25 protein-coding genes are annotated in these 21,497 nt (G+C 72.5%); 1 reads left to right on the forward strand and 24 read right to left on the reverse strand.

Annotated elements, in window-relative coordinates:
• The 9 genes from C5N14_RS13810 to C5N14_RS13860 all read right to left on the reverse strand — a co-directional run bounded on the left by C5N14_RS13810 (window position 1) and on the right by C5N14_RS13860 (window position 8,174).
• Window positions 1–342, reverse strand: coding sequence for a hypothetical protein (locus tag C5N14_RS13810; protein WP_117668493.1), 342 nt, complete (start codon window positions 340–342; stop codon window positions 1–3).
• A gap of 10 nt (window positions 343–352) precedes the next feature.
• A complete protein-coding gene (locus C5N14_RS13815; protein WP_117668494.1) occupies window positions 353–739 on the reverse strand; it encodes a hypothetical protein in 387 nt (128 codons plus the stop codon).
• Between the two features lie 13 nt (window positions 740–752).
• On the reverse strand, window positions 753–1,073 hold the full coding sequence (locus C5N14_RS13820; RefSeq protein WP_117668495.1) for a hypothetical protein: 321 nt from the start codon (window positions 1,071–1,073) through the stop codon (window positions 753–755).
• Between the two features lie 8 nt (window positions 1,074–1,081).
• Window positions 1,082–2,116, reverse strand: a complete 1,035-nt coding sequence (locus tag C5N14_RS13825; protein WP_117668496.1) for a major capsid protein — start codon at window positions 2,114–2,116, stop codon at window positions 1,082–1,084.
• 18 nt (window positions 2,117–2,134) lie between these two features.
• On the reverse strand, window positions 2,135–2,875 hold the full coding sequence (locus C5N14_RS32150; RefSeq protein ID WP_165878104.1) for a hypothetical protein: 741 nt from the start codon (window positions 2,873–2,875) through the stop codon (window positions 2,135–2,137).
• 183 nt (window positions 2,876–3,058) lie between these two features.
• On the reverse strand, window positions 3,059–4,798 hold the full coding sequence (locus C5N14_RS13845; protein ID WP_117668499.1) for a phage minor capsid protein: 1,740 nt from the start codon (window positions 4,796–4,798) through the stop codon (window positions 3,059–3,061).
• Window position 4,799: 1 nt separating this feature from the next.
• Window positions 4,800–6,380: a phage portal protein gene (locus tag C5N14_RS13850; RefSeq protein ID WP_117668500.1), complete on the reverse strand. Its 1,581-nt coding sequence runs from the start codon at window positions 6,378–6,380 to the stop codon at window positions 4,800–4,802.
• A gap of 13 nt (window positions 6,381–6,393) precedes the next feature.
• Window positions 6,394–7,668 (reverse strand): PBSX family phage terminase large subunit, encoded by a 1,275-nt coding sequence (locus tag C5N14_RS13855; protein ID WP_117668501.1) that lies wholly within the window; start codon window positions 7,666–7,668, stop codon window positions 6,394–6,396.
• The gene (locus tag C5N14_RS13860; protein WP_117668502.1) at window positions 7,665–8,174 is read right to left on the reverse strand and encodes a helix-turn-helix domain-containing protein; all 510 of its coding nucleotides are present in this window, start codon (window positions 8,172–8,174) and stop codon (window positions 7,665–7,667) included. The genes C5N14_RS13855 and C5N14_RS13860 overlap by 4 nt, the downstream gene beginning before the upstream one ends.
• 120 nt (window positions 8,175–8,294) lie before the next feature.
• Here C5N14_RS13860 and C5N14_RS13865 point away from each other — a divergent pair, with 120 nt between their 5' ends.
• Window positions 8,295–8,603 (forward strand): hypothetical protein, encoded by a 309-nt coding sequence (locus tag C5N14_RS13865; protein ID WP_128763578.1) that lies wholly within the window; start codon window positions 8,295–8,297, stop codon window positions 8,601–8,603.
• A gap of 158 nt (window positions 8,604–8,761) precedes the next feature.
• Here C5N14_RS13865 and C5N14_RS13870 read toward each other — a convergent pair whose 3' ends face one another.
• The 15 genes from C5N14_RS13870 to C5N14_RS13930 all read right to left on the reverse strand — a co-directional run bounded on the left by C5N14_RS13870 (window position 8,762) and on the right by C5N14_RS13930 (window position 21,334).
• Entirely contained in the window at window positions 8,762–8,980 is a 219-nt protein-coding gene (locus C5N14_RS13870; protein ID WP_117668504.1) for a hypothetical protein, read from the reverse strand.
• Window positions 8,981–9,126: 146 nt separating this feature from the next.
• The gene (locus C5N14_RS31755) at window positions 9,127–9,321 is read right to left on the reverse strand and encodes a hypothetical protein (RefSeq protein WP_128763579.1); all 195 of its coding nucleotides are present in this window, start codon (window positions 9,319–9,321) and stop codon (window positions 9,127–9,129) included.
• 4 nt (window positions 9,322–9,325) lie between these two features.
• Window positions 9,326–9,985: a hypothetical protein gene (locus tag C5N14_RS13875; protein ID WP_117668505.1), complete on the reverse strand. Its 660-nt coding sequence runs from the start codon at window positions 9,983–9,985 to the stop codon at window positions 9,326–9,328.
• 8 nt (window positions 9,986–9,993) lie between these two features.
• Window positions 9,994–10,278: a helix-turn-helix transcriptional regulator gene (locus tag C5N14_RS13880; protein WP_117668506.1), complete on the reverse strand. Its 285-nt coding sequence runs from the start codon at window positions 10,276–10,278 to the stop codon at window positions 9,994–9,996.
• Window positions 10,278–15,026, reverse strand: a complete 4,749-nt coding sequence (locus tag C5N14_RS13885) for a DNA polymerase (RefSeq protein WP_165878107.1) — start codon at window positions 15,024–15,026, stop codon at window positions 10,278–10,280. Before C5N14_RS13885 ends, C5N14_RS13880 begins: the two co-directional genes overlap by 1 nt.
• On the reverse strand, window positions 15,023–15,517 hold the full coding sequence (locus tag C5N14_RS32155; RefSeq protein WP_165878108.1) for a hypothetical protein: 495 nt from the start codon (window positions 15,515–15,517) through the stop codon (window positions 15,023–15,025). Before C5N14_RS32155 ends, C5N14_RS13885 begins: the two co-directional genes overlap by 4 nt.
• A complete protein-coding gene (locus tag C5N14_RS13890; RefSeq protein WP_128763580.1) occupies window positions 15,517–17,301 on the reverse strand; it encodes a DEAD/DEAH box helicase in 1,785 nt (594 codons plus the stop codon). Before C5N14_RS13890 ends, C5N14_RS32155 begins: the two co-directional genes overlap by 1 nt.
• An 87-nt stretch (window positions 17,302–17,388) precedes the next feature.
• Window positions 17,389–18,288, reverse strand: a complete 900-nt coding sequence (locus tag C5N14_RS13895) for a hypothetical protein (protein WP_117668509.1) — start codon at window positions 18,286–18,288, stop codon at window positions 17,389–17,391.
• Between the two features lie 16 nt (window positions 18,289–18,304).
• Entirely contained in the window at window positions 18,305–19,105 is an 801-nt protein-coding gene (locus C5N14_RS13900; protein WP_117668510.1) for a hypothetical protein, read from the reverse strand.
• Entirely contained in the window at window positions 19,102–19,440 is a 339-nt protein-coding gene (locus C5N14_RS13905) for a hypothetical protein (RefSeq protein WP_117668511.1), read from the reverse strand. The genes C5N14_RS13900 and C5N14_RS13905 overlap by 4 nt, the downstream gene beginning before the upstream one ends.
• Complete coding sequence (locus C5N14_RS13910; RefSeq protein WP_117668512.1) at window positions 19,437–19,940, reverse strand: hypothetical protein; 504 nt, start codon at window positions 19,938–19,940, stop codon at window positions 19,437–19,439. The genes C5N14_RS13905 and C5N14_RS13910 overlap by 4 nt, the downstream gene beginning before the upstream one ends.
• Window positions 19,937–20,266: a hypothetical protein gene (locus tag C5N14_RS13915; RefSeq protein WP_117668513.1), complete on the reverse strand. Its 330-nt coding sequence runs from the start codon at window positions 20,264–20,266 to the stop codon at window positions 19,937–19,939. The genes C5N14_RS13910 and C5N14_RS13915 overlap by 4 nt, the downstream gene beginning before the upstream one ends.
• Window positions 20,263–20,595 (reverse strand): hypothetical protein, encoded by a 333-nt coding sequence (locus C5N14_RS13920; protein WP_117668514.1) that lies wholly within the window; start codon window positions 20,593–20,595, stop codon window positions 20,263–20,265. The genes C5N14_RS13915 and C5N14_RS13920 overlap by 4 nt, the downstream gene beginning before the upstream one ends.
• A complete protein-coding gene (locus C5N14_RS13925) occupies window positions 20,592–21,020 on the reverse strand; it encodes a hypothetical protein (RefSeq protein WP_117668515.1) in 429 nt (142 codons plus the stop codon). Before C5N14_RS13925 ends, C5N14_RS13920 begins: the two co-directional genes overlap by 4 nt.
• Window positions 21,017–21,334, reverse strand: coding sequence for a hypothetical protein (locus C5N14_RS13930; RefSeq protein ID WP_117668516.1), 318 nt, complete (start codon window positions 21,332–21,334; stop codon window positions 21,017–21,019). Before C5N14_RS13930 ends, C5N14_RS13925 begins: the two co-directional genes overlap by 4 nt.
• Between the last annotated feature and the right edge of the window lie 163 nt (window positions 21,335–21,497).

The following is a 21,497-nucleotide window of genomic DNA, read 5'->3' on the forward strand; positions in this document are numbered from 1 at the left end:
TCACTCCAGGCTGATCTCCAGGTGCTCGGGCAGCGGCAGGCCGTGGGCCTCCACCCGGGACACGGCCAGCACCCGGGCCGTCCGGCCTGCGGCGGTGACCCGGCTCCCGGCCGGGCAGACGGTGGCCAGCGGCGCCCACACCGTGGTGCTGCTGACGGCCTCGTGGCCGGCGGCGTCCTGGGTCTGCACCCTCACCAGCCGCCGGGAGTCCTCGACCACGCAGGGGCTGACCGGGTTCGGCGGGCCGTACACCGGGCCGTACGCGCCGGTGCCGGTGAGCGGCTCCACGGTCACGGTGGCCGGGGCGGGGATGTGCAGCCGGACGAAGTCCTCCCACGTCACAGCGGCCCCCTCACCAGGTCTGCGGGCCGTGGCCGGTCAGGCCGGCCTGCTGGAGGACAGCCCACGCCTGTGGCCAGAGCGGTCCGATCTTGCTGGCTTGGGCGGCGGAGCCGCCGGCACCCTGACCACCCCGCTGCACGGACACCTTGCCGATGCTGAAACCGCTGGTCGGCGGTGCGGCACCGGAACCGGTGGTGTCCCCGGAGTCCAGGTTGCCGGCCACCTGCTCGCAGGTTGCATCGCGGAGAGCCGCCTGCACGTCCGGGTCATCCACGTCGTAGACCGCGCACAGCAGCGCCCGATCCACGTCCCGGCTGGCCCGGGTGAGCAGCAGCGTGGCGCGGGCCACGGTGGCACCGAGGTACGCCTCCAGTTCCTCCACGGTCGCGTACGCCACGCTGCTCCTCCCCTCAGTCCTGCTTCGGGCCGAGGTACTTCTCGGCGAGCTGGTCCCGGGTGAGCTTCTCGGCGTCCTCGGCGCTGAACCGCTGACCGCCGGCCTCCGACGTGGCGAAGGCGACCCAGTCGGCCTTCGACGCGGACCGGGCCGGCGTCTTGCCGCCCTCCTCCGCCGGGGCCGGCTCGGCCACCTGCTCGACCTTGTAGCCGGCACCCTGGAAATAGGCCAGCGCCGACGGCGTCAGCCCACCGGTGTAGCTGCCCTTCACCAGGTGCACGCCCGCGACCTCGCCGCTGTAGCCCTCCATGGGGGCCTTGACGATGTACGTCATGTCGTTCCTCACTGGACCTTGATGTTGCGCAGCACCGCCGCGCTCTTCGTGGCCTTGAGCGCGACACCGACCGGCCCGAGCTCCACCTCGCCGGTCTTGACCGCGCCGCTCGTGGTGAAGTCCGGCAGCCAGGTCTTGACCATCTCGCCGTCGGTCGTGGTCACCCCGTGGAAGCCGTCCAGGGCGATGCGCACCGCGTAGAGGTCGGTGAGGCCGGTGATGTTGCCACCGGCGCCGCCGCCGTCCGGATCGCGGGTGGCGATCGGGATGATCGGGTTGGTGCTGCCGGCCTGGTCACCCGGGTCAGCGAAGATCACCCCGCCGTACGACTCGCGCACGATCGGCCGGCCGTTCGGCCCCATCAGCCCCTCGATCGGGTCGCGGGTGTACATGCCGGTCCGGCGGACGATCGCGCGGATCTTCGCCAGCAGCTTCTTGTTGCCCGCGACCAGCGTCGGCGTGCCATCGAGCAGCGACAGGAACTCGTCGAGCACGTCGAGCGCCTTGAACTTGAGCGCCGGGTCGGTGTCGAGGTCCGTCCAGTTCAGGTAACCGGTCGCCTGGCCGTTGTTGAGCGGCAGGTACTCGGTCGTCGAGCCGGTCAGCGCCTTGTTGAGCCCGTCGAAGCCGTTGGCGTCCACGGCGACGTCGCCGTTGATGACCATGTCCTGAAACTTCGTCCGGGTCGCCTTGATCTTCTGCGACAGGTTCAGGGCGACCGCGCCGGACGCGCCCGCGCCGAGCCGGGCCAGAACCCGGTCCACCTGGAACGAGCCGCCCATGACGGCGAGGGTGGTGCTGTACTTCTGGGTGGTCACCTCGCTCGCCACGTACTCGCTGTTGTAGGCGCGGGTGGCCGCGGTGGGCTGCGAGACGAGCCGCCGGTAGCCGTAGTCGAGCGTCGCGCCCCCGCCGGACGGGTTGACCGCGTCGTCGAACACGAGGCTGTCGAGGATGACGGATTCCTTGCGGAACTCATCGATGACCGTCGCGTCGAAGTCGTCGTTAGTGTTGTTCTTCGCCTCGGCGAGCGAGGTTGCCATGTGCTCCCCCTGGTGGGATTACCCGCCGAGCTTGCGCTTGACGGCGTCGGTCAGGTTGCCGGAGCGGCCCTTGCTGGTTCCGCCTCCGGTGTGGTCGGCTCCCTGGCGGGCCGGCCCTTGACCGGTCGCGGCGAGCTTGCCGTTGGACTTCACCGCGGCCTTGATGGCGGCGGTGACCTGGTCGCCGAAGTCGGCGGCGTCCGGGTCGATGTCCTTCATGCTGTTCATGAAGGACGTGCTGTCGAGCAGTGCGTCCGGGTCTCCGCCGGCCTTGCCGGCGCGGCGCAGGACGGCCGCTTCGATCTGGGCGTTGCGGGCCTTCGCCTCGGCGCCGGTGGCCTTGGCCGAGGCTTCCTTGAGCTGCTCGGCGGGATCCTTGGTGCCGTCGGGCTTGAGGCCGGCGGCGGCAAGGATCGCCGCGACCTGGTCCTTTGCGGCCTTGGCGTCGCCCCTGGCCTTCTTCTCGGCGTCGCGGGCGGCGGCGATGGCGCGCTTGGCCCGGTCGGCATCGAACTCACCGTCGATATTCGGCGGCTTGGTGCTGTCGCCCTGGCCCTCGCCACCCTGTCCGGACTCGCCCCCGCCGCCGTCGCCAGCACCTCCGTCGGAGCCCCCGCCGCCGTCACCGCCCTCACCAGAACCGCCCGCGGCGACGCGGATGGGCTGGCCGTTGCGGCGGTAGCCCAGGATGGTGCCCGGGATGACCGGCAGGTCGGTCGCCGGGTTGAGGAACGCGCCCGAGGGCAGGGTGATGCGCACGGCAGCCTCCTTGAGGCAGTCGAGGGTGGGGGGAATTACCACCGGCCTTGCCGGCAGCGTGTGGGGGCCAGGGGCCCTACTCCTCGTCGGGCATCTCCAGCTCGACGGGGTAGCTCATCGTGATCCGGTCCTCGGCATCGCCGCGGTCGTCCGGCTCCTGCTCGGGGTTGGGCTCCGGCTGCGTCATCGGACTACCTCCGCCACGATCTCCCGGCCCGGTCCGGGCCCGGTGTCGGACGCTACGCGCAGCGTCAGCCCGCGCCCCAGCAGCAGTTCGGACTCGTACTCTGCTCCGGAGAGCTGGAGTGCCCCGGTGCCGCGCGGCACCCGGATGGTCAGGATCGCGGCACCCTTGGCGAACTCCTCGGCCACGGCGCGGCTGGCCGTGCTGGAGACGTAGGCATGCTCTGTCCACCGGGTTCCGACCGGCAGCGGGCGGGCTGCGGCCGGTCCGAACACCGCGAGCGGGTCGGCGATACCGCGGTGGAGAACGACGTCGGCGGTCAGCCGGGACTTCTTCAGCGCCCGGTCGAGCTGGCGCACCGCGTCCCGGAGCGCATGGAAGCCGAACCCGTCCGGCAGCCGCCCTGACTCGCGCCGGAGCGCCCCGTTGAGGTTGGCGTACAGGCTGCCCCGGTACTGGTAGACCGCGTCCCGCTCGTCGGCGCTGAGCTGGGTGTACGCCGCGTCGGAGCGCACGTTGATCGGGGCTGCGTCGAGCGCGGCCTGGCCGGTGACGAGCGATCCGGGCGGGGCGACCGTGGCCATCGGCGCGCTCGCGGGCGGTCGGGCGGGCGGCACGTTGCCCGCGCCGAGCTGCTCCCGGTACGGCAGCCGCTTGAGCTCCGGGTGGGCGGCGAGGTGGTCGCGCATCGCGCCCTGCCACTGCCGGACTTTCCCCGCTGCGCTCGCCTTGGCCGTGTCGTCGAGGGCGGCGACCTCCCGCTCCTTCCACCGGCGGATGCCGCGCTCGATCTCGCGCTGCCGCTCCTTGGCCTCGTAGCCGCGGGGGTTGGCCATGGGCCGGTCCGGCCGCCGAGTCGCCCCGGGCAGGTACGCGCGGAGTGCGTGCGTGCAGTTCGGATGCTGGAGCCCGGCCGCCCTGGCGTCCCCCACAGAGCCGGCGATGTCCACCGTCACCGTGCCGGACCCGACCATGTTGGGCAGCTCCACCCGACCGCGCTGCCCTCCGCTGATGGAGAGCACCTTGCCCTCCCATGGGGCGCAGCGCGGGCACTCGCGCGGGCTGTCCGACACGATCACCGTGTCGACGCCGAGCGTGGTCAGCCGGTCGGTCTGGCCCTGGACGGCGGCCCGCTGCGTCACGGTGCGGGCGCCCATCTCGACGTACGACGAGAGCCGCCACCGACGGCCGGCGGAGTCGGTGAAGCTGGTCACGCCCTGGTCGACGAACCGGGCGAACGCCCACTGGCTGGCCTGCCTGCGGGTCATCCCGCCCGCCACCGATACGGCGGTCGCCTGCGCGATTGTCAGCCGGTACACGTCGAGCACCCGGCGCAGCACGGCGCTGTGCTTGGCCTCGATGTCGGCCACCAGTGCGCCAGCCAGCGACTCGACCACGCCGATCCGCGGTACGGTCCCGGCCGCGCTCGCCAGGTCTGGGGCGTCCCGGAGCAGCGACGCGGGCAGGTCCCGGGTGGCAATGCCCTGACCGGAGCGGTACGCGGCGGCGAGCATCTCCGTGATCAGGTCCGGGGCCCGGCCGGCCACCAGGGCCAGAATGCGCTCCGTCGCCTGCCGCAGCGACCCGAGGGCGGCCAGGCGGGTCACCGCCCAGTCCGGGGCGTCCTGGCCGGCAGCGAGCCGGCGGGTCACCTCGGCCAGGATCGCCTGCTCGGCACCCCGGTAGAGGTCGACTGCGCCGCGGGTGACGTCTTCGATCTGCTCGCCGGTCAGCGCCATGTCACTCCTCGGCCGGCGGTGGCTCCTCGTCGGCCTCGTCGTCGGCGGGCTCGTTGCCGGCCAGCGCGCCCAGCGCGGAGCCGACCTCTACCGGCGCCGGCTGGTCGCCCTTGATGCGGTCGACCTCCTCGCGCACCTGGTCGTCGTCCCACTCGGGATGCACCATCCGCACCAGGGTCTCGGTCGAGGCGGCCCCGGCAGCGCTCAGCAGTTGGGCGGTGCGCGCTACCTGCTCCGGGCTCTCCGTCACCGAGTCGCCGAACTCGACGTTCGGCCGCTCCTCGGCCGGTCCGCCAAAGTTGATCCGCTCCAGGGCGAGATGCAGCTCCACGTAACGGGCCAGCTCCGGTGCCCACGTTGTGATCCGATCGCCGCGGCTGACGAAGCTGCGCCGCTCCCTCGCCTGAACCTCTGTGGCGGTGACCGCGACGTCGCCCTCCTCGCCCATCGTCTGCGACGACAGGCCGGCGTGCCGCATCGCCGCCTCCATCAGGGCATCGATGGTGGCCTTGTGCTCGACGTGCCGGATGGCGAACTGGGTCACCGTCAGGCCGCCACCGGACTGCTGATCGGGTAGCGCACGGATCGCGGAGTACACCTCGCGGTCGGCGTCCCAGACCGCGCCGCGACCCGGGCCGAGGTCCTGGAGCATGTACTCCGGGACCGTGATCCGGCCCCGGGCGTTCCGGATATCCCGCATCCAGTTCGTCCACGTCTCGTCGACCTGGTCGAAGATCGGCTCGTTGCCGTCGAGGTCGGACCTGCCGTGGTACTTGAGCGGGCCCAGCTTCCGCCAGCGTCTCTGCGGGCCGGCGTTGGGGATGCGGACCACGTCGAGGCGGTCCAGGCCGGTCGGCTGTGACCCGGTCTCGTCGAGCAGCTCGGCCAGGTGCGCGACGTCGGGATGCTCGGTGAGCGGTATCGCCCGACCCAGCTCCTGGTCGGTGCCCTCGTGCAGGGCGTACGTGATCCGCCCGGCGCCGGAGACCACGTCGTGGTGCTCCAGCAGCCGCAGCACCGTCCCGGAAGACTCCAGCACGGTGGACCAGAAGGTGACCTCCAGCAGCGCGCCCCACCGGATGACGGGGATCGCCGCGTCGGCCGGAACCGCCGTGGGGATTGCCCGGTCCGGTGCCACCTCCTGGTCGATCACCGGCCGGAGGTAGACGTCGCCGAGCACCGACCCGACCTCGGCGGCGTGTCGCAGCACGGTGTATAGCCCTGCCTCAATCAGCCCCTCGACGGCTTCCTGGGCGGCCGTGGTGTCGCAGGTGAGGGTGGGCGGCTCCGCGTACAGCAGGCCGGCGGAGGTGGCGGCCAGATCGGCGGGCACGGGCACGTGGATTCGGGTATCGCGCTCGCCGATGCGGGGCGGGGTGCCCCACAACCAGCGGGACAGCGTCCCGATGACGCCACCCGCGTACTGACTGGGCCGGTGTCGACCGCTGGTGGTGGCACGCCCGCGGTAGACCTGGGCCAGGTCGCCGGGGTCACCGACGTACCAGGCATCCCAGTCGCCGTACGCATCGTAGGCGGGTTGGTGGGCGGGCGGCGGCCAGGCACCGCCGGTGGGGATCGGCACCAGGCCCTCCTCGTCAGGCTGCGAGTGCGTGTGCGGGGGCGTGCCGCAGCATCGGCCGCCAGAGAACTTCGGGCGTCTTCACGGCGTACCGGCCGGCGTCAAGGCTGTCGTCGCGGTCCTTGTGCGGCTTGTCCTCGCCGAGCAGGGCGGCTTTCTCGTCCCACACGTAGCCGGGGACCTCCTCGATCCAGCCGGCGCAGGACTCGTGCACGTACAGCAGGCCCTCGGCAAGCAGCGAGGCGACCAACTGGATGCCGTCCATGACCGCGTTGTCCGCCTTCGTCGGCGTGAGTCCGTCGTCGAACAGTTGGCGGTTCATCCAGGCGGCGGCCGGGTCGACACACACCCACTCGGGGCGGACGTCGAGCTTTCCGAGCCAGCCGCGCAGCCGGGACGAGTATTCGACCGGGCTGAGCTGGCGCATCTGCCGCTTTGGGTCCCAGCGCCACTCACGGGCGAGGTACAGGTTGCCGTCCACGCCGACACCAAGCAGCAGTGCGGCGAAGGGGTGGTTCGTGCCGGGGTCGACGCCGAGGCTGACCCAGCGGACGATCTGCGGCAGGGTCTTGACGACGTGCTTCGCAGGGTCCCAGCCCTCATAGACGGAGCCTTCGGCCATGACCCACTGGCCGAGGATCATGCGCTTGTACCAGAGGCCCTTGTACTGCCGCCGGTACCGCTCCTTGACCCGCTCACTGAGGAATGGGTTGTCGTCGAGGTCGAAGTGCCAGACCCGCCAGTCGCCGGAGAGCCGGCCGCCGGGCTTCGTCTCGTCGATGCCGTCGACCTTCAGCCAGTGGCGCGGGTTGTCCGGGTTGGTGTTCCCGAACAACTGCGCGCCGTCCAAGCTGCACCGGCCAAGGAGCTGCTCGTGGAAGCTCTGCGGCATCAGCGACCACTCATCGACGTAGCCGGACGCGCAGGTCATGCCCCGGAGCCGGTTCTCCGAGCGTTCGTCGTTGAAGGTGATGACCTCGATGGTGCGACCGAGGATGGTGGCGGTCGGCGCTCCCCGGGTGTAGGTGGTCGCCTTGGCGAGGTGCCCGAACAGGCGGGCGTCGCGGAGCGGGTTGAAAATGTTCCGCACCGCGGTGTCGTACGTCTTCGCGCAGACGACCAGGTCGCCGGAGGTGGGTGCGACGGCGACCTGCATGAGCCAGCGGAGCAGCCCGGACGCGGTCTTGCCGGAGCGGATGGCGCCTTCGGCGAGGTTGAGGAAGGCGTCGGAGTCGACAACGTAGTCGATCTGCTTCTCGCTCAGCGGCAGGGTCGACAGGTCGATGCTCATCCGCTGGCCTTGGCCTGGTCGCGTGCGGCGCGGAGGGCGTCGCGCAGCTCGCCGAGCATGCCCTTCTCGTCCTCGTTGCCGGTCGCCTTGTCGTACTCGGCGAGCTTCAGCGCGGTGCCGGCGAGGGCCTGGATGGCGGTGGCGATGTTCCGCTTGTCGGCGAACGGCGGCTCTTCCAGGGTGGTCGAGTTGTAGTCGTTCTCCTTGCCGCCGAAGTTGTAGACCAGGGCGGGCGCGAACATCTGGCCCATCAGCTTGTTGGCGGCGTCGAGGGCGTCGAGCTGGAGTTGGGCGCGGCGGGCGGCCCCGTCGGCCTTCTTCGCGGCCGTGGCCGCTGCGGTCGCGCCGGCGCGCTCGAAGCTGAGGCCCAGCCGGGCGGCGATCTCGCTGATGGTCTTCCCGCTGCGGCCGAGTTCCTTGGCGATGGCGTTGCGGCTGAGGCCCTGGGCGTGCAGTGCCCGGACCTGGTCGTGGTCGGCCTGGGTGACGGGGCGGGGGCGGGTCATGGGTCACCTCGTCACGGCACCTGGCCGGTCAGGGGTCAGTGATCAGGAATACACCCTCCGCAGTGGAGGTTGATCAGGGACAGTGGCCGGCACCAGCTGGCCCGACCCGAGAGGTACTGCATGCGAGCGAAGTTTTTGCGTGGCGTTCTGCGCATCGACCTGATTCACACCGCCGACGAGATCGCGGACGTTGTCCGGCTGGTCACCGCCGCCGGTCTGGTCAACATCCAGATCAGCCCCGACGGCGAGGGGGCGAGCATCGCCGTGGATGTGACGGTTCCTGGCGGCTGGCCGCAGGAGGTGCTGCCGGCGCTGATGGCCGTTTCTGCGGCGTTGGGTGCTGGGCCCTCGGCCGAGGTGATGCTGGAGCGGTGGCAGGAGGGGGCCACCGACTTCCAGGCGGCGAAAGCGAAGTTCAACCAGTCGTAGGTGGCGCGCGGGCAGGCCACCGCCGCAGCAGCCTGCCCGCAGCCCACCCTCTGCTGCGTCCTGCCCCCGGGGACGCAGCAGCCCGGCGGGACCTGAGTGGTCGACCGGCCGGGCTGTGGGCACACTCCGCCTACGCGGGATGTGAACAAATCATGCGGCTACGCGGCGGCAAGGTCAAGTCGGCGGGGGCGTCCGCGCGTCGTGGTGCGGGTGGCCAGCTCGATGGCGGCGGCCTCGTCGAGCGGGGAGTGGCCGGCGCGGGTGGTGAGTCCCTTGCGGTCGCGCCAGCGGCGGACCATGCCGGGCGTGACGTCGGGGCCGAGCCGGTCGGCGAGTTGCTCGGCGGTACCCCACTCCCGGCCCTCCACGGTGATCACGGTCCTAACCGTACCTTCCTAGGCTGATGCCTGGTCCGTTACACCATAATGGTCAGTATGGTGCGCGTTATCTGGGATTTCCCTGTGAATTGTTGACCTTGAAGCGGCCCGGGACTCGGAATCAACCGCGTCCCGGGCCGAGCTGGTCACCGCTTACTCGGGCGCTTCTTGTACCGTGCGCATCCCTGATTGCCGCAGCTCTGATCGGGGCTGACCCCGTCCTGGTTGGCGATCCGGGTGTCCGGTATCCACTTGACGGCGTTCGGCTGGCCGCACGCCTCGCAGTCGTCCGGCACGAAGGTGTGCATGGTGGCTCGCGTGTAGCTCCTTTGAGGACTCATGCCCTCATCCTCTCTCAGCGGCGTGTGCGGCCCCCGCGACCGCACCGATGACGGCGGCCCGGGGCCAGATGTGCGCCGCCCCCTCGACGGCGCCCTCCATCCCGCACGGGCAGCCCTGGCCGGTGCAGAGCCGGCCGGTGGCGCACACGACCGTCCAGGCGTCGACGGGGCCGGCGGTCTGGACGACGAGTTGCCGCTCCCCGCAGTGCGGGCAGGCGACGCCGGGCAAGGGCTCGCGGTCCGGGCCGAGACCGACGGCGGCACGGACCCAGGTGTCCTCGTCGACCAGGTGCCGGTGGACGACGCGGGCCGTGCCGGGCTGGAGCCGAGGCAGCGCGTCGTAGATCCGCCACCACGGGTCGGGTCCGGGGGTGGCCCGGATCGTGTCCGCGAGCCAGCCGAGCTTGCCGGTGAGCCGGTGGTCCAGCTCGGCCCAGGTGGTGTCCCGGACGGGCCGCTCGTCGAGCACGAGTCCGCCGGTGGGGTCGCCGTGGTCGCCGACGCTGGTGCGGGTGCCGTAGTTCGGTGAGCGGAGCGCGGGGGCGGCGGCGAGCAGTTTGGCGGTGGCCTGCCGAGTCTCGGCACGGACGAGCTGGGCGAGGCGGGCCCGGGCCGGCCCGACGGAGTGCAGGGCGGCCAGGGCGTGGAGGTGGTGCGGGGTCACGGTGCTCCTCAGGAGGCGATGCGGGCGAGGACGTCGTCGGGCAGGTCGCCCGTGCCGGTCTCCCAGCGGCGGACCCGCGAGAGGGGCACGCCGAGGCGGGCGGCGGCCTGCTGCTGGGTGAGGTGGTGGCGTCGGCGCCATTCCCGGAGCCGCCACGCTCCGGGGGGCGTGTCGGGGGCTCCGTCGGTGACGCGGGCCCGGACGCGCCGGTAGCCGGGGGCGGTGCCGAGGTCCGGGTCGGCCAGGGGCGGTGTCACCCACGCGCGGTGGATGCGGGAACCGGGGGCGCTCATCACACCGAGTCCTTCCAGGCGAAGGAGGGCGCGCTGGGTTCGGCCACGATCGAGATGCCGTACAGCTCCCGAGACATGCACCGGACCAGTTCGGTGGTAGCGGCCTCGGCGTCGGCTTCGGGGACCATGGCCACGATCTCGTCGTGCACGGGCAGCACCACGCCGCCGGTCCAGCAGGTCTGGTCCCAGGCGAGCAGGGCGTCCACGAGCAGTTCGCGGGCGGTGCCCTGGATGGCGTAGTTCGCAGCCTTGTGCGGGTACTCGCGGGGCAGGTGGATAACCCGGCCGGCGTAGGTGGGCATCTGGGTGGCGCCGGAGCGGACCATCCGCTTCATCTCATCGGCCCACGCCACGTAGTCCGGGGCGATCTGCCGCAGCGCGTCCACGATGGCCTGCATGACCTCGGCGGACACCCCGAGCTGCCGGGCGAGGCTCTCGATGCCGCCGCCGTAGGCCCAGCCGAACACGCCGCGCTTGGCGGTGTACCGGTTGGCCTTGGTCCAGCCGGGGCCGAAGGCGAGTTCGGCGACTAGGGCGTGCAGGTCGACCCCCTCGCGGAGTTGCCGGATCAGTTCCGGGTCCTGGCTCAGCGCCGCCATGACCCGGATCTCCACACCGGAGAAGTCGGCGCTGACCAGGACGTGGCCCGGGTCGGCGGTGATGCAGGCCCGGACCCCGCCCTCCCGGGGGAGCTGCTGGAGGTTGGGGCGGACGCAGGACATCCGGCCGGTGTCGGTGCCGAGGGTGTAGACGGTGGGCCGAGCCCGGCCGTCGCCCGCCTCGCAGAGCACCCGGTAGGGCTCCAGGAAGGTGGTCAGCACGGTCTCGTGGTGCCGATAGTCGAGCACCGCGCTGATGAGGTCGCCGGCCAGTCCGGGGGTCGCCTTGAGGCCGTCGAGGACTCCGGCGGCCACGCTGGGTTGTCCCTGCGGGTGCCGGGCGCTCGGCTGGGTGCGGGGCAGGGTGACGCCCAGCTCGGTGAGCCGCTCGGCGAGTTGCCGGTCGCTGCCCGCGCTCTCGACTCCGAGCGCGCGGATCCGGTCAGCGGCGGCGTGCATGGCCGGGGTGTGCTCCGCCTCCAGGCGGGTGACCTGGTCGTGGTCCACTCGCAGGCCCCGGTGGGTGACCCGGGCGGTGATCCGCTGCACGGCCCGTTCCCGCTCGGTGACGGCCGGCGGGGGCTGCGGTAGCCGGACGGCCAGGGCGGCAGTGTCGAGGACGTCGGAGGCCGCGTAGCGGATCATCGTGGCGCACGAGGAGTCGACCTGGGCCCACCCGGACCGCTCCACCGGGGTAAGGGCCTTGGTGTCGGTCAACCACCCGTGGACCTTGAACAGCACGGCACGGGTCTTGTCCGCCTCCGGCGCGGTCGCCGCCTCGCCCAACACCGTGCCGGCGAGCTGCTTGAGCCCGGGGTCGCTGCCGGTGCTGGTCGGGTCCGCCAGCTTGGCGGGGATGACCGTGTCGAACATCCGGTCCCACGCGGACTCGTCGAGCAGCCCGGCGTGGGCCAGCGGGACCAGGTCGGCGGTCGCGGAGTGGGCGTGCAGCCGGGGCGCGGCAGCCAGCGCGGTGCGGATCACCTCGGCCTGGACCGGGTCGGCCGGGTCGAGCACCACGGCGGCCTGCTCGTCGCCGAGCTGGACGGTGCGCAGCGCGGCGTTCGCGTGCCCGACCGGGTACCCGGAGGTCTCCACGTCCACCGTCAGCGCGCCGGCCCGGGCGATGGCCTCGGCGATGACCAGGCCGGCGGCTGCCGGCGTCAGGCCGGTGATGGTCCCGACCCGGTCCACGGCCACGGGCAGCGGCACCAACTCACCGGCAGCCGCCCTCCGGGCCTGCTCCCGCTCCGCTTCCTTCTGGGCCGCCTTGGTGTAACGCCCCGTAGTCGGGTTGGCCCGTCGAGCGGGCCGGTTCGACTCGGTGGCGGGTTGGTGGTCCGGTGATGGGTTCGGGAAACCCGTCACAGACCCCTGTTTGTCGAGGTCAGCCGCGACTTTTGGGGGGGTGGGTGTGACGGGTTCGGCCAAACCGCCTGTTTCCCCGAGAATTTCTGTGTCTTTGTGATCTTGGATGTTTTTAGAAGTTGTAGTTGTAGTAGTGGTACAACCCGTCACACCCGTCACATCACCACTAAAAAGTGTGCCCTGAGCTGGGATTTTGGGGTGTGACGGGTTGTCGGTTGAACCCGTCACCAACCCGTCACCAAACCCGTCACGCGGGGCGGGACCACCCGAGAGCGGTACCTGGTGCCCCGCACCAGGGTTCGAGGTGGGCATGACACCGAACCCGCCGCCGGTGGTCACACGCAGTTGCCTGTACCAGCCGTCACGACGGTGCTCCGGGGGGAAGTTCAGCTCGGTGAGCCGCCGGCCCCACTTCGTCATCGTGGGCCGGGTGGAGTCTCGGATGCCGTTATTGCGGCACCAGCCCACGAAGGACTCGTGCAGGGCTCCCGCCTTGGTGCCGGGCTCGTACGGCTCGCACAGGTCGGTGATCCAGCGCTGGATCGGGTCCTGATCGGCAGCGAGGAGGTCGGCCCGGTTGCGGATGTGCTCGGGGGCGGCGGCGGTCATGGCGCTGTCGGGGTTGTCGATCCACCGGGCCGCCTCGATGATCATGCGCCAGAGCACACCCGGGGCCTCGGCCCGCCAGGCCATGCCGCCGGTGTCCCCGATCGCGCGCCGGGCGGCCCGGACCGCGGTCTCGTCGCCTTCGCAGGGGATGAGGCGGACGCGGGCGCGGACGGCGGGGTCGGTCAGGGGCGGCTCGTCGTTGGCGGTGAGGACGAGGGTGTGGGTGGGGTTGAAGGTGACTGGGTCGGTGCGCATGGCGTTGCCGGTCAGCGCGGTGCCGCCGGTGAGCTGCTTGAGTCGCTCCTGGGCCCACCGGCCCTCGCGGGGGCCCTCGTCGATGAAGGCGAGCCGGCGGCCGAGCAGGGCGTAGACGATGCTGGCGTGGGCGTTGTCGCCGTTGCCGAGCAGTCGCGGGTCGGCGGACAGCGCGTAGGAGCCGAGCACGGTCATCAGCAGGTGGACGACCTGGCTCTTCCCGCGCCGTTCGGGGCCGAGCAGGATCGGCAGGGCGGCGTCGGGCACGCCGGTGACCGCGATGGCGAGCACGCGGATGGCCCAGGCGCGGACCTCGGGGTCGGGCCAGACGACCTCCAGGAAGGTGTCCCACAGCGGGGTGGGCACGTCGGCCGGGGCGACGGAGGCGCTGTGCAGGTGCGGGAGGCTGTGGTCGATCCAGGCGGGCACCGGACGGTCGGTGCTGGCGCGCAGGTCCCACGGCACCCCGCCGGCCCAGAGGATCCCCGGGTCGGTGTCGAGGTCACCCAGTCGCAGGGAGCAGGGGTGGGTGCCGGCGGCGACGGCGGCGTTCATGGTCGCGGCGACGCCGTTGCGCCCGGCGGTCATCATGAGGCGCTTGCGGCGGTCGGCCTGGCGGCGTTCGTCGCTGCCTTTCTCGGCCTCGGCGTCGCCCCGGGGCATCAGCTCGGCCAGCTCGTGCACGGCCCACTTGGTGAGGTCGCCGCGCACGTCCCACCGGTCGGGGCCGCGTAGCAGCCACGCGCCGGCGTCCACGGCGTAGCGCAGGACCGGCTGCATCCGGGCCAGGACGGCGGCGCTGAGGCCGTGGTCGAGGTCGGAGCGGGGGTCCCAGGTGTGCGCGCCGATCACCTCGCGCACCGACCACGGCACCGCCTCGCCGGGCACCGCCAGCGGCGGGCCGGGCAGGGAGCTGCCCGGGGTGGCGGGGGCCCACATCTCGCCGCCGGAGAAGCAGGGGTCCCGGTCGACCGGCGCGGTGCCGACGACGGTGACGGCCTTGCGGGCGGAGGTGAGCAGCATCCGGTCGAACTCGCCTTCGCGGCCCTCGCCCGCGGTGAGGTCGCACCATTGCTCGCGCAGTTCCAGCAGGGCGGTGGCCGCGCCGGGGTGCCCGGTCGCGCCGAGCTGGACGAGGTGGTGGGTGCGGGCGGTGGCGGTGTCGTGCCGGGACCCGGACGCCGCCGCGTGCAGCTCGGCGACGGCCTTGCGGGCGGCGTCGGCTACCTCGGCGCACGGCTCGCGGTGGTCGGTCATAAGTGCGGTCAGCAGCGTCTGCCCCCGCCCGATGTCGGAGGCGGCCGGCCCGGCTTCGGTGGCGCCCTCGCGCAGGCCGGCCACCCACGCGTCGGGCAGCTCCGGCAGTTCGTTCGGCTTGGGGACGCTGGCGCTGACCGCGCCGGTCGGGTCGTACCAGCGGTACGGGGCGGCGTCGGCGTCCGGGTTCACCGAGGGCCACACCACGGCGTACCGGTGGTGGCGCTGGATCACCTCGATGGCGTCGCCGAGGTTCGCCGCGTAGCGGCCGGCCGGCACCCGGTAGAACCGGATCCCCGACGGCCACTGCCGCGCGCTGGAACGCCAGGTCGGCGGCAGAGCGCCCCACCGTTGCTCGTACTCGGCCAGGGAGTCCGCACCGCGCTTGGCCACGGTGGCAGTGGTTCCGTCGGGCAGGGTCTTGACCTTGTCGTAGTGGTCGACGTCCAGGCCGATCACGCCATCGGGCATCCGCAGGGCGATCGAGTGTGCAGCGAGGCTGCCAGCCCAGGCGGTCAGGGTGGCGGGGTCGGTGTCGCGGCCGTCCGCGCCGGTGTACCCGACCGGTGGCGGCCACTTCGCGGCGACCGGCACCGGCAGGATGCAGGTCCAGCCGGCCAGGGCGTAGTCGGCGACGCCGTCCGCGTACGGCTGGGTCACAGGGCACCGGCCTTGCGGCTCAGCGGGTCGGCCAGGCCGCAGTCCCGGACGGCGCAGAACAAGGCATGCCGGGCGGCGTCGCGGGCGTGCCGCATCCCCTTGGTCAGGTCCAGCAGCCCAGCGGCGCCTAGGCGGGTGTCGGTGGCCCAGGGCTTCACCTCGGCGGCCGAGCGGGCGTAGACCCGCCGCCACCGTCCTGCGCCGGCCCACGCCTCCAGCTCGCCGATCATGTTTCGTGTCTTCGCGCCGGCCGCCGCGCTGCTCGACTGTCCGGCTCGCCGGCCGACGACGAACCGCTCGTACGCCACGACCTCAACCTCGGTCGCCGCGTTGATCCCCTCCAGCACGGTGCCCAGCAGCCCGGGCGTCACCTGCAACGCCTGGACGTCAACGAGCTGCGCGCTCTGGCCAGACCATTTGTCCCCAACGACCTTGAGCTGGAGCCGGACGATTCCCGGGAGTGGGCCCGGGTCGATGCCGATGACGTACATCAGGCGGCCTTCCTTATGTCGGCGTCTCGCCCTCCGAGGAGGTGGGTGACGATGCGCTTGTCCTGGAGCAGGTCGGCCAGTTGACCGGCCTTGTCGTAGAGCACCGCGCGTACGCGGGTGTCGATGGTGGCCGTGGCCACGATGTCGATGACCTCGATGGAGTCGTGGATTTCGCTGCCGATGCGGTGGCAGCGGTCCTCGGCCTGGACGGCCTCGACGAGGGACCAGGGCCGTTGGAGGAACACCACGGTCCGCGCGGCGGTCAGGGTCAGGCCGACCCCGCCGGCGCCGGTGGTGACGCAGAGCAGGTCGAGCTTGCCCTGCTGGAACGCCTCGACGGCCTCGCTGCGGGCCTTCGCCGACTGCCCGCCCATGACGTAGCCGACCTGGAGACCGGCCCGGGTGGCCTGCTCGCCGGCCAGCGCCATGAGCTGCCGGGACGGGGCGAACGCCACCACAGGGGAGCCGGGCCGCTCGGCGAGGACTTCGAGGAGCGCGTCGACCTTCCAGCTCGGCGCGGTGAGCTTCACCTCGACGTGCTCGCCCAGCTCCCCGTCGGCTCCGACCTGGAGGGTGACCGTGACGTCGGCCGCCGCGCTGGCGAGCTGCGAGAGCCGGGTGAGCTGGGCGAGCACCGACATGACCGACAGCTCGGTGCCGTCGGGCAGCTCGGCGAGCATCTGCTTCTCCAACTGGTCGTACGCCTTGCGGTACGGCGCGGGCAGGTCGACCTGGCGGACGCTGTAGACCTTCGGCGGGAGTTGGGTGAGCACGTCGGCCTTGGCGACTCGGCGGTGCTGGCCGAGCAGGGTGGCCCGGAACTCCGGTTCGGCGAGCTGGTTGAGGCCGATCACGCGGGCGCTGTAGTCGCCGGGGATGGTCTCGCAGTAGCGGGCCTTCCACCGCTCACCGGATGGCCAGGCCGTCGGCGCGAGGGCCTCCAGGGTGGGCCAGAGGTCACCGGGGTGGTGGGTGATCGGGGTGCCGGACAGCGCGACGAAGTGGGCCGCCCGCTTGGCCAGCCGGCGGGCGGCGATGGACCGGGCCGCGCTGCTGGACTTGATCAGGTGGCACTCGTCCACGACGACCGACCGGACCCCGAGCCGGTCCAACGGCTTGCCCTTCGCGGCGTCCATCCGCGCGGTGTCGTAGCTGGCGACCACGACGTGCGCCGCCGTGCCGGCCGGCCGGGCCGCCAGCCGCCGCCGGTGCTCCGGGCTGCCCCGCCAGGCGTTGACCCGCCAGTCGGGGGCCCACGTCTTCCACGCCTCGACCCAGGGGTCCACGACGGACGCCGGGGCGATGACGACGACCGGGGCGACCTGGTGCCCGGCGGCGGCCCGCTCCAGCAGGCCCAGGATGGTGGTGATGGTCTTGCCTGCGCCCGGGTCGTCGAACAGCAGCGCCCGGCCAAGGCTGGCGATCATCCGCGCGCCCTCCACCTGGTACGGGCGGGGCGTCAACCCCTCGGGCAGGGTCACGGTCAGCTCGTCGCCGGTCTGGGTGCGGCGCCGCATCTCCTCGGCCAGCCACGCCAGCAGCCGGGGTCCGGGCCGCCACGCCGCGCCGAAGGTGTGGGAGAGCTGCACGACCGCCGCCCAGGTGGTGGGCAGCACCAGCGCGCCGGGCGGGTCGCTGGGCTTGATCAGCGGGGTGGCGAGCTGGAGCCGGGCCGCCATGTGGGCGATGGCCGGGTCCGAGCCGACGCCGATGAGCACGATGTGCGCGCCGTCGGCGCTCAGCTCACCGTGGAGAGCGGCCGACGGAGGCTCTGCGTACGTCACGGTCACCTCCGTGGGTAGTCGGGAAGTCTGAGAAGGTCACCGCCCGACCCGGAGCGGGGAAGTGCCCCGGGTCGGACAGTCACCCGCTCAGGCCGCCTGGGCCGTCTGCTGGCCGGTGAGCTTGGCGAACAGCGCCGCCTGCTCCGGGTTGAAGCCGGCCGGGGCCGCCGCGGGCTGCTCGGCCACCTGCTGCGGGGCCTGCTGAACCGCCACCGGCTGCGGCATCGGCTGGGCGACCGGGACCTGCTGCTGCGGGATCGGCTGCGGCATGGGCTGGGCCGCCGGCGCCTGCTCCGGGACCCACTCCTCCTGCGGGCGACCCACCGGGTAGGCCGGGGCCGGAGCCGGGGCCGCCCCGCTGGGCCGGATGTACTCCACCCGGTACTGGTTGGCCGGGTTCATGTTCGGCACCGGCCGCTGACCGACCAGGGTCACCCGGATCGCCGCTCCCGCCTCCGGGGCGCCTGCCGGGGCTCCCGCCTCGGCCATGGCCCGGGCCAGCTCGTCGCGCGCCTGGCCCTTGACCCACCAGGTGGCGACCCCCTCGGGGTGCTCCGCGCTGGGCTGCACCTGCATCGGCACGACCATGACCAGCTTCGGCCGGCCGTCGCGGTAGGTCTGGACCTGCCCGGCGTTGTTGGTCTGGTGCCGCACGTCGGCGTTGGTGACCGGCCGCGCCACGATCCCCGCGTAGCTGGTCCCGATCGGCTTGCCGTTGAACTTCCACGCCGCGCCGCCGCCGGCCGACGGCTGCCCGAAGAACCCGTCCAGGGTCCCGGCCGGCGGGGGCGGGGTGGCCGGACCGGCCGGGAACTGCTGGGGACCGCCGTAGACGGCCGGGGCCTGCTGGGCGCCGGGGGCCACGCCGTACGGGTTGGCGTACGGGTTGGCCGGACCCTGCGGCTGGGCGTAGGCCGGCTGGACCGGGTAGGCGGGCTGGGTCGGGAACTGCGGCATCATCGGCTGGGTCGGGTAGTTCGGCTGCATTTCTCTTCTCCTCGGATCAGTTGTTCGGCCCGGGGCATCCGGGGCCGTTGTCGCGCTTGGACTGCGGTCGGTAGAAGGGGCAGAAGAAGCACATGTCGTCGTCAGGGGAGGTCGGAATGTCAGTGAGCGTCTTCGATCCGCTGATCACGTTTTCTGCCATGGCCTTGCGGCGGTCGGTGAGTCGGAACACCTCCTCGATCAGGGCGTCGTCCTGCGCCCCCGTCGCCCGCTCCCAGACGTAGAGACCGTCCAGGCTGGCTGCGGTGCGGGGGTAGGCGGCCAGCGCGACGCGCGTCACCGGCAGCCCGAGAATGCGGTAGCCCTTGCCGTAGAGCAGGAGCTGAATCTGGTAGTGAATGGGCGGCCCGGAATTGCTTCGGACCTTCGCCATGGACGACTCACCGAGGATCTTGTGGTCGACCACGGCCGTTTCGACGGCGTCGTACAGGTCGGCGGTGCCGGGGTGCTCCGGGTGCGGGGTGACCCGCTGCTCGGCCAGCCACCGGGGAAAGTCGAGGCCGGCGTTGGCGGCGGTGAAGGCGTCGGCCAGCCAGGCGTGCACCGCCGTGCCGACGATGCTGGCCCAGGGGTCCACGACGTGGTTGGTCGCGGGCAACCCGGCCAGCTTCCCGACCACCTGCCGGTCGCACGGCACCCCCAGCTCCGACGGGCCGAGGTGACGCTGCCGGTTGCGGGCCGAGCCGTTGGCCTGGTCCACCACCACCCGCCGCAGTTCAGAGGCGTACCGGCTGGCCCAGGGCGTGTTGCCCCCGAGCCGGGCCGGGGCCGCACCCATGAACTCCTCGACGGTACTCATCCCGGGATCCCCCGCAGTTCCCACTTGTTGCCCTTGACCGCGTACCGGACGTACACCTCGGGCTTCTCGGCCTTGAGCGCCTTGGTGTCCAGCCGCCAGCTCTCCACGTACGACAGCCGCAGCGGCTGCGCGAGGGCCTCGTGCGCGACGTCGATCCGCCGCACGTCAGGCATCGCGGTGGTCAGCTCAGCCTTGATCGCGTCCGTGACCGTCTTCAGCCGCGCCGCCATCTCCTCGGCCGCCGGCTTCAGCTCCGCGTACGCCGCCAGCAGGTCGTCCAGACGGCTCCCGGGCGTCACCTCCGCCTGCACGGTCGGCCAGGTCGGGGCCGTCACTTCGACCACACCTTGCGGGCCCGCTCGCCCACCCTGTCGAGGGCCTTGAGCACCTTGTCCGCCAGCTCGACGGTGGTGGGCACCTCCTCGCCGAGCTTGGACCGCGACGTGACGCGGGTCAGGTACTCCTTGATGTCGTACGTACCGCCGACGTACACCAGCCGGCCCGCCTCGCTGCGGTCTCCCGACTCCTGGAGGTGCTTGAACGCTTCCGCGTCGTCGTCGCACATCGAGCAGGTGTCGGCGTGGATCGCGTGCCCAAACTGCTGGCCGCTGCGCGCGGGCAGGTGGGGGTGGATCGCGCTCTCGTCGAGCAGGTACTGCTCCCGGCAGCCCAGGTGGGCGCGCAGCCGGAGGATCTCCTCGGCCAGGGCCAGCAGTGCCTCGTCGGCGTGGTGGCCGTGCTCCCAGCCGGTGTGCCCGATCCAGTTGAGCAGCTTGGTACCAGCGCTCTCCAACCGCGGGGGTAGCTGTGCCAGCGTCTCCCTGACGTCGCTCATCGGATCGACTCCTTCGTGTCGGTGGTGGGGTGGCCGGCGGTGGCCCACTGGTCGAGGGGCCCGGCCGGGGCGCCCAGGTCGGCGCGCATCTCGGCGAGCACCTCGTCCCGGGACGCCGGCACCGCGGGGATGACGGCCGTGTCGGCGGCGGTCACGGCCGGCATGACGCCGGTGCGCTCCTCCGGGCCGGCGGGCAGCGCCCGGGCCGGGTCCTGCCACGTGGTCGGGTTGAGGCGGAGCCGGTCCGCCGGGTGCAGCGGGCTGTAGTCGGGGCCGACGGCCTGGACCGTGTCCGGCCGGTGCAGGCCGGTGTAGGCGCGGCTCATCGGCCCTCCGCCTCGGGCGCGTGCCGGACCGTCAGCCGCAGCTTCCGCTTGATGTAGGCGTGCGCCCGCGCGGTCGGCACCTCGTAGTCCTGGACGATGTCCCCGGCCGCGTTGAGCACGTCGAGGACGCCGTAGCCGGACTCCGGGTCGGCGGAGCTGTTGCGGACGTAGCCGAACGCGCGGAGCTGGCGGAGGAAGTGCTCGACGCCGGCCCGGCCCCGGGTGAACTCGACCTCGCTGTAGGCGCGGCCGGTGCCGTTCGGGAGCGCGCGGAAGAGCGTGAGGCCGGTGGCGTCGGGGTGCAGCGGGGCCAGCTCGTCGGTGCTCATCGGCCCTCCGCCTCGGCGTCGGCCTTGTCGAGGGCGATCCGCATGCTGGCGGCCTGCTGCTCGGTGGCGGCCAGCGCGTCCTCCAGCCGGGAGGTCCGGGTCTGCTCGGCGTCCAGGGCGGCGCGGTGCCGGTCCACCTCGGCGCACAGGGCAGGCACGAGGGTGCGGGCGCCGGCAATGAACCGGGCGTCCGCCTCCGGGTCGACCTCGACCTCGTCGGCGTGGCCCCAGTCGAGCCGGTCGTCCTCGTCGTCGATCTCGGCGACGGACTGGATGCAGGTGAAGGAGCCCCGGCCGGTGACCTCCAGGCCACGGACGATGTGGGTGCCGTTGCCGACGCCCCACGGGCCGGGGGTGGCCTCGGTGAGGCGGTAGCGGATGGCGTCGAGGTCGATCGGGGCGGACGTGGTCGGGTCGAAGGTCATCGGGCATCTCCCGGGTGGGTCAGAGGCAGCTCGGCCACGTAGGTGAGCCACTCGGTGGTGAGGGAGGGTCGGCGGCCCTGCCGGGCGTCCAGTTCGTCGCGCAGGGCCTCGATCCGGGCCCGCTGGTGATCGACCTGGACGGTCAGCCGCTCGATCTCGCGGATGGCCTGGTCGCGCTCGGCGGTGGCCTGGTCGCGCTCGGCGGCGAGCCGGTCAGCGTCGCGGGCGTCGAGGTAGCCGAGGGCGACCGCGATCACCAGGGCGGCGACCACGACGGCCAGGGCGACGACGAGGCCGACCTCCAGGGCGCTCACGCAGCACCCCGCAAGGCCGGGCGCGTCCCGTCCATCACGAATACCGGCGCGGCAGCGGCCTCGGCAGCCTCCTCGGCGCAGGTGTGCACGTCACCCGGCAGCGCCTCGCAGCAGGCCGCAACCGGCACGGTGATCAGCCCCCGCCGGGCCGGGACCGCCAAGT

This window comes from Micromonospora sp. MW-13, from assembly GCF_003434305.1.
In the GTDB taxonomy this organism is placed as follows: domain Bacteria; phylum Actinomycetota; class Actinomycetes; order Mycobacteriales; family Micromonosporaceae; genus Micromonospora.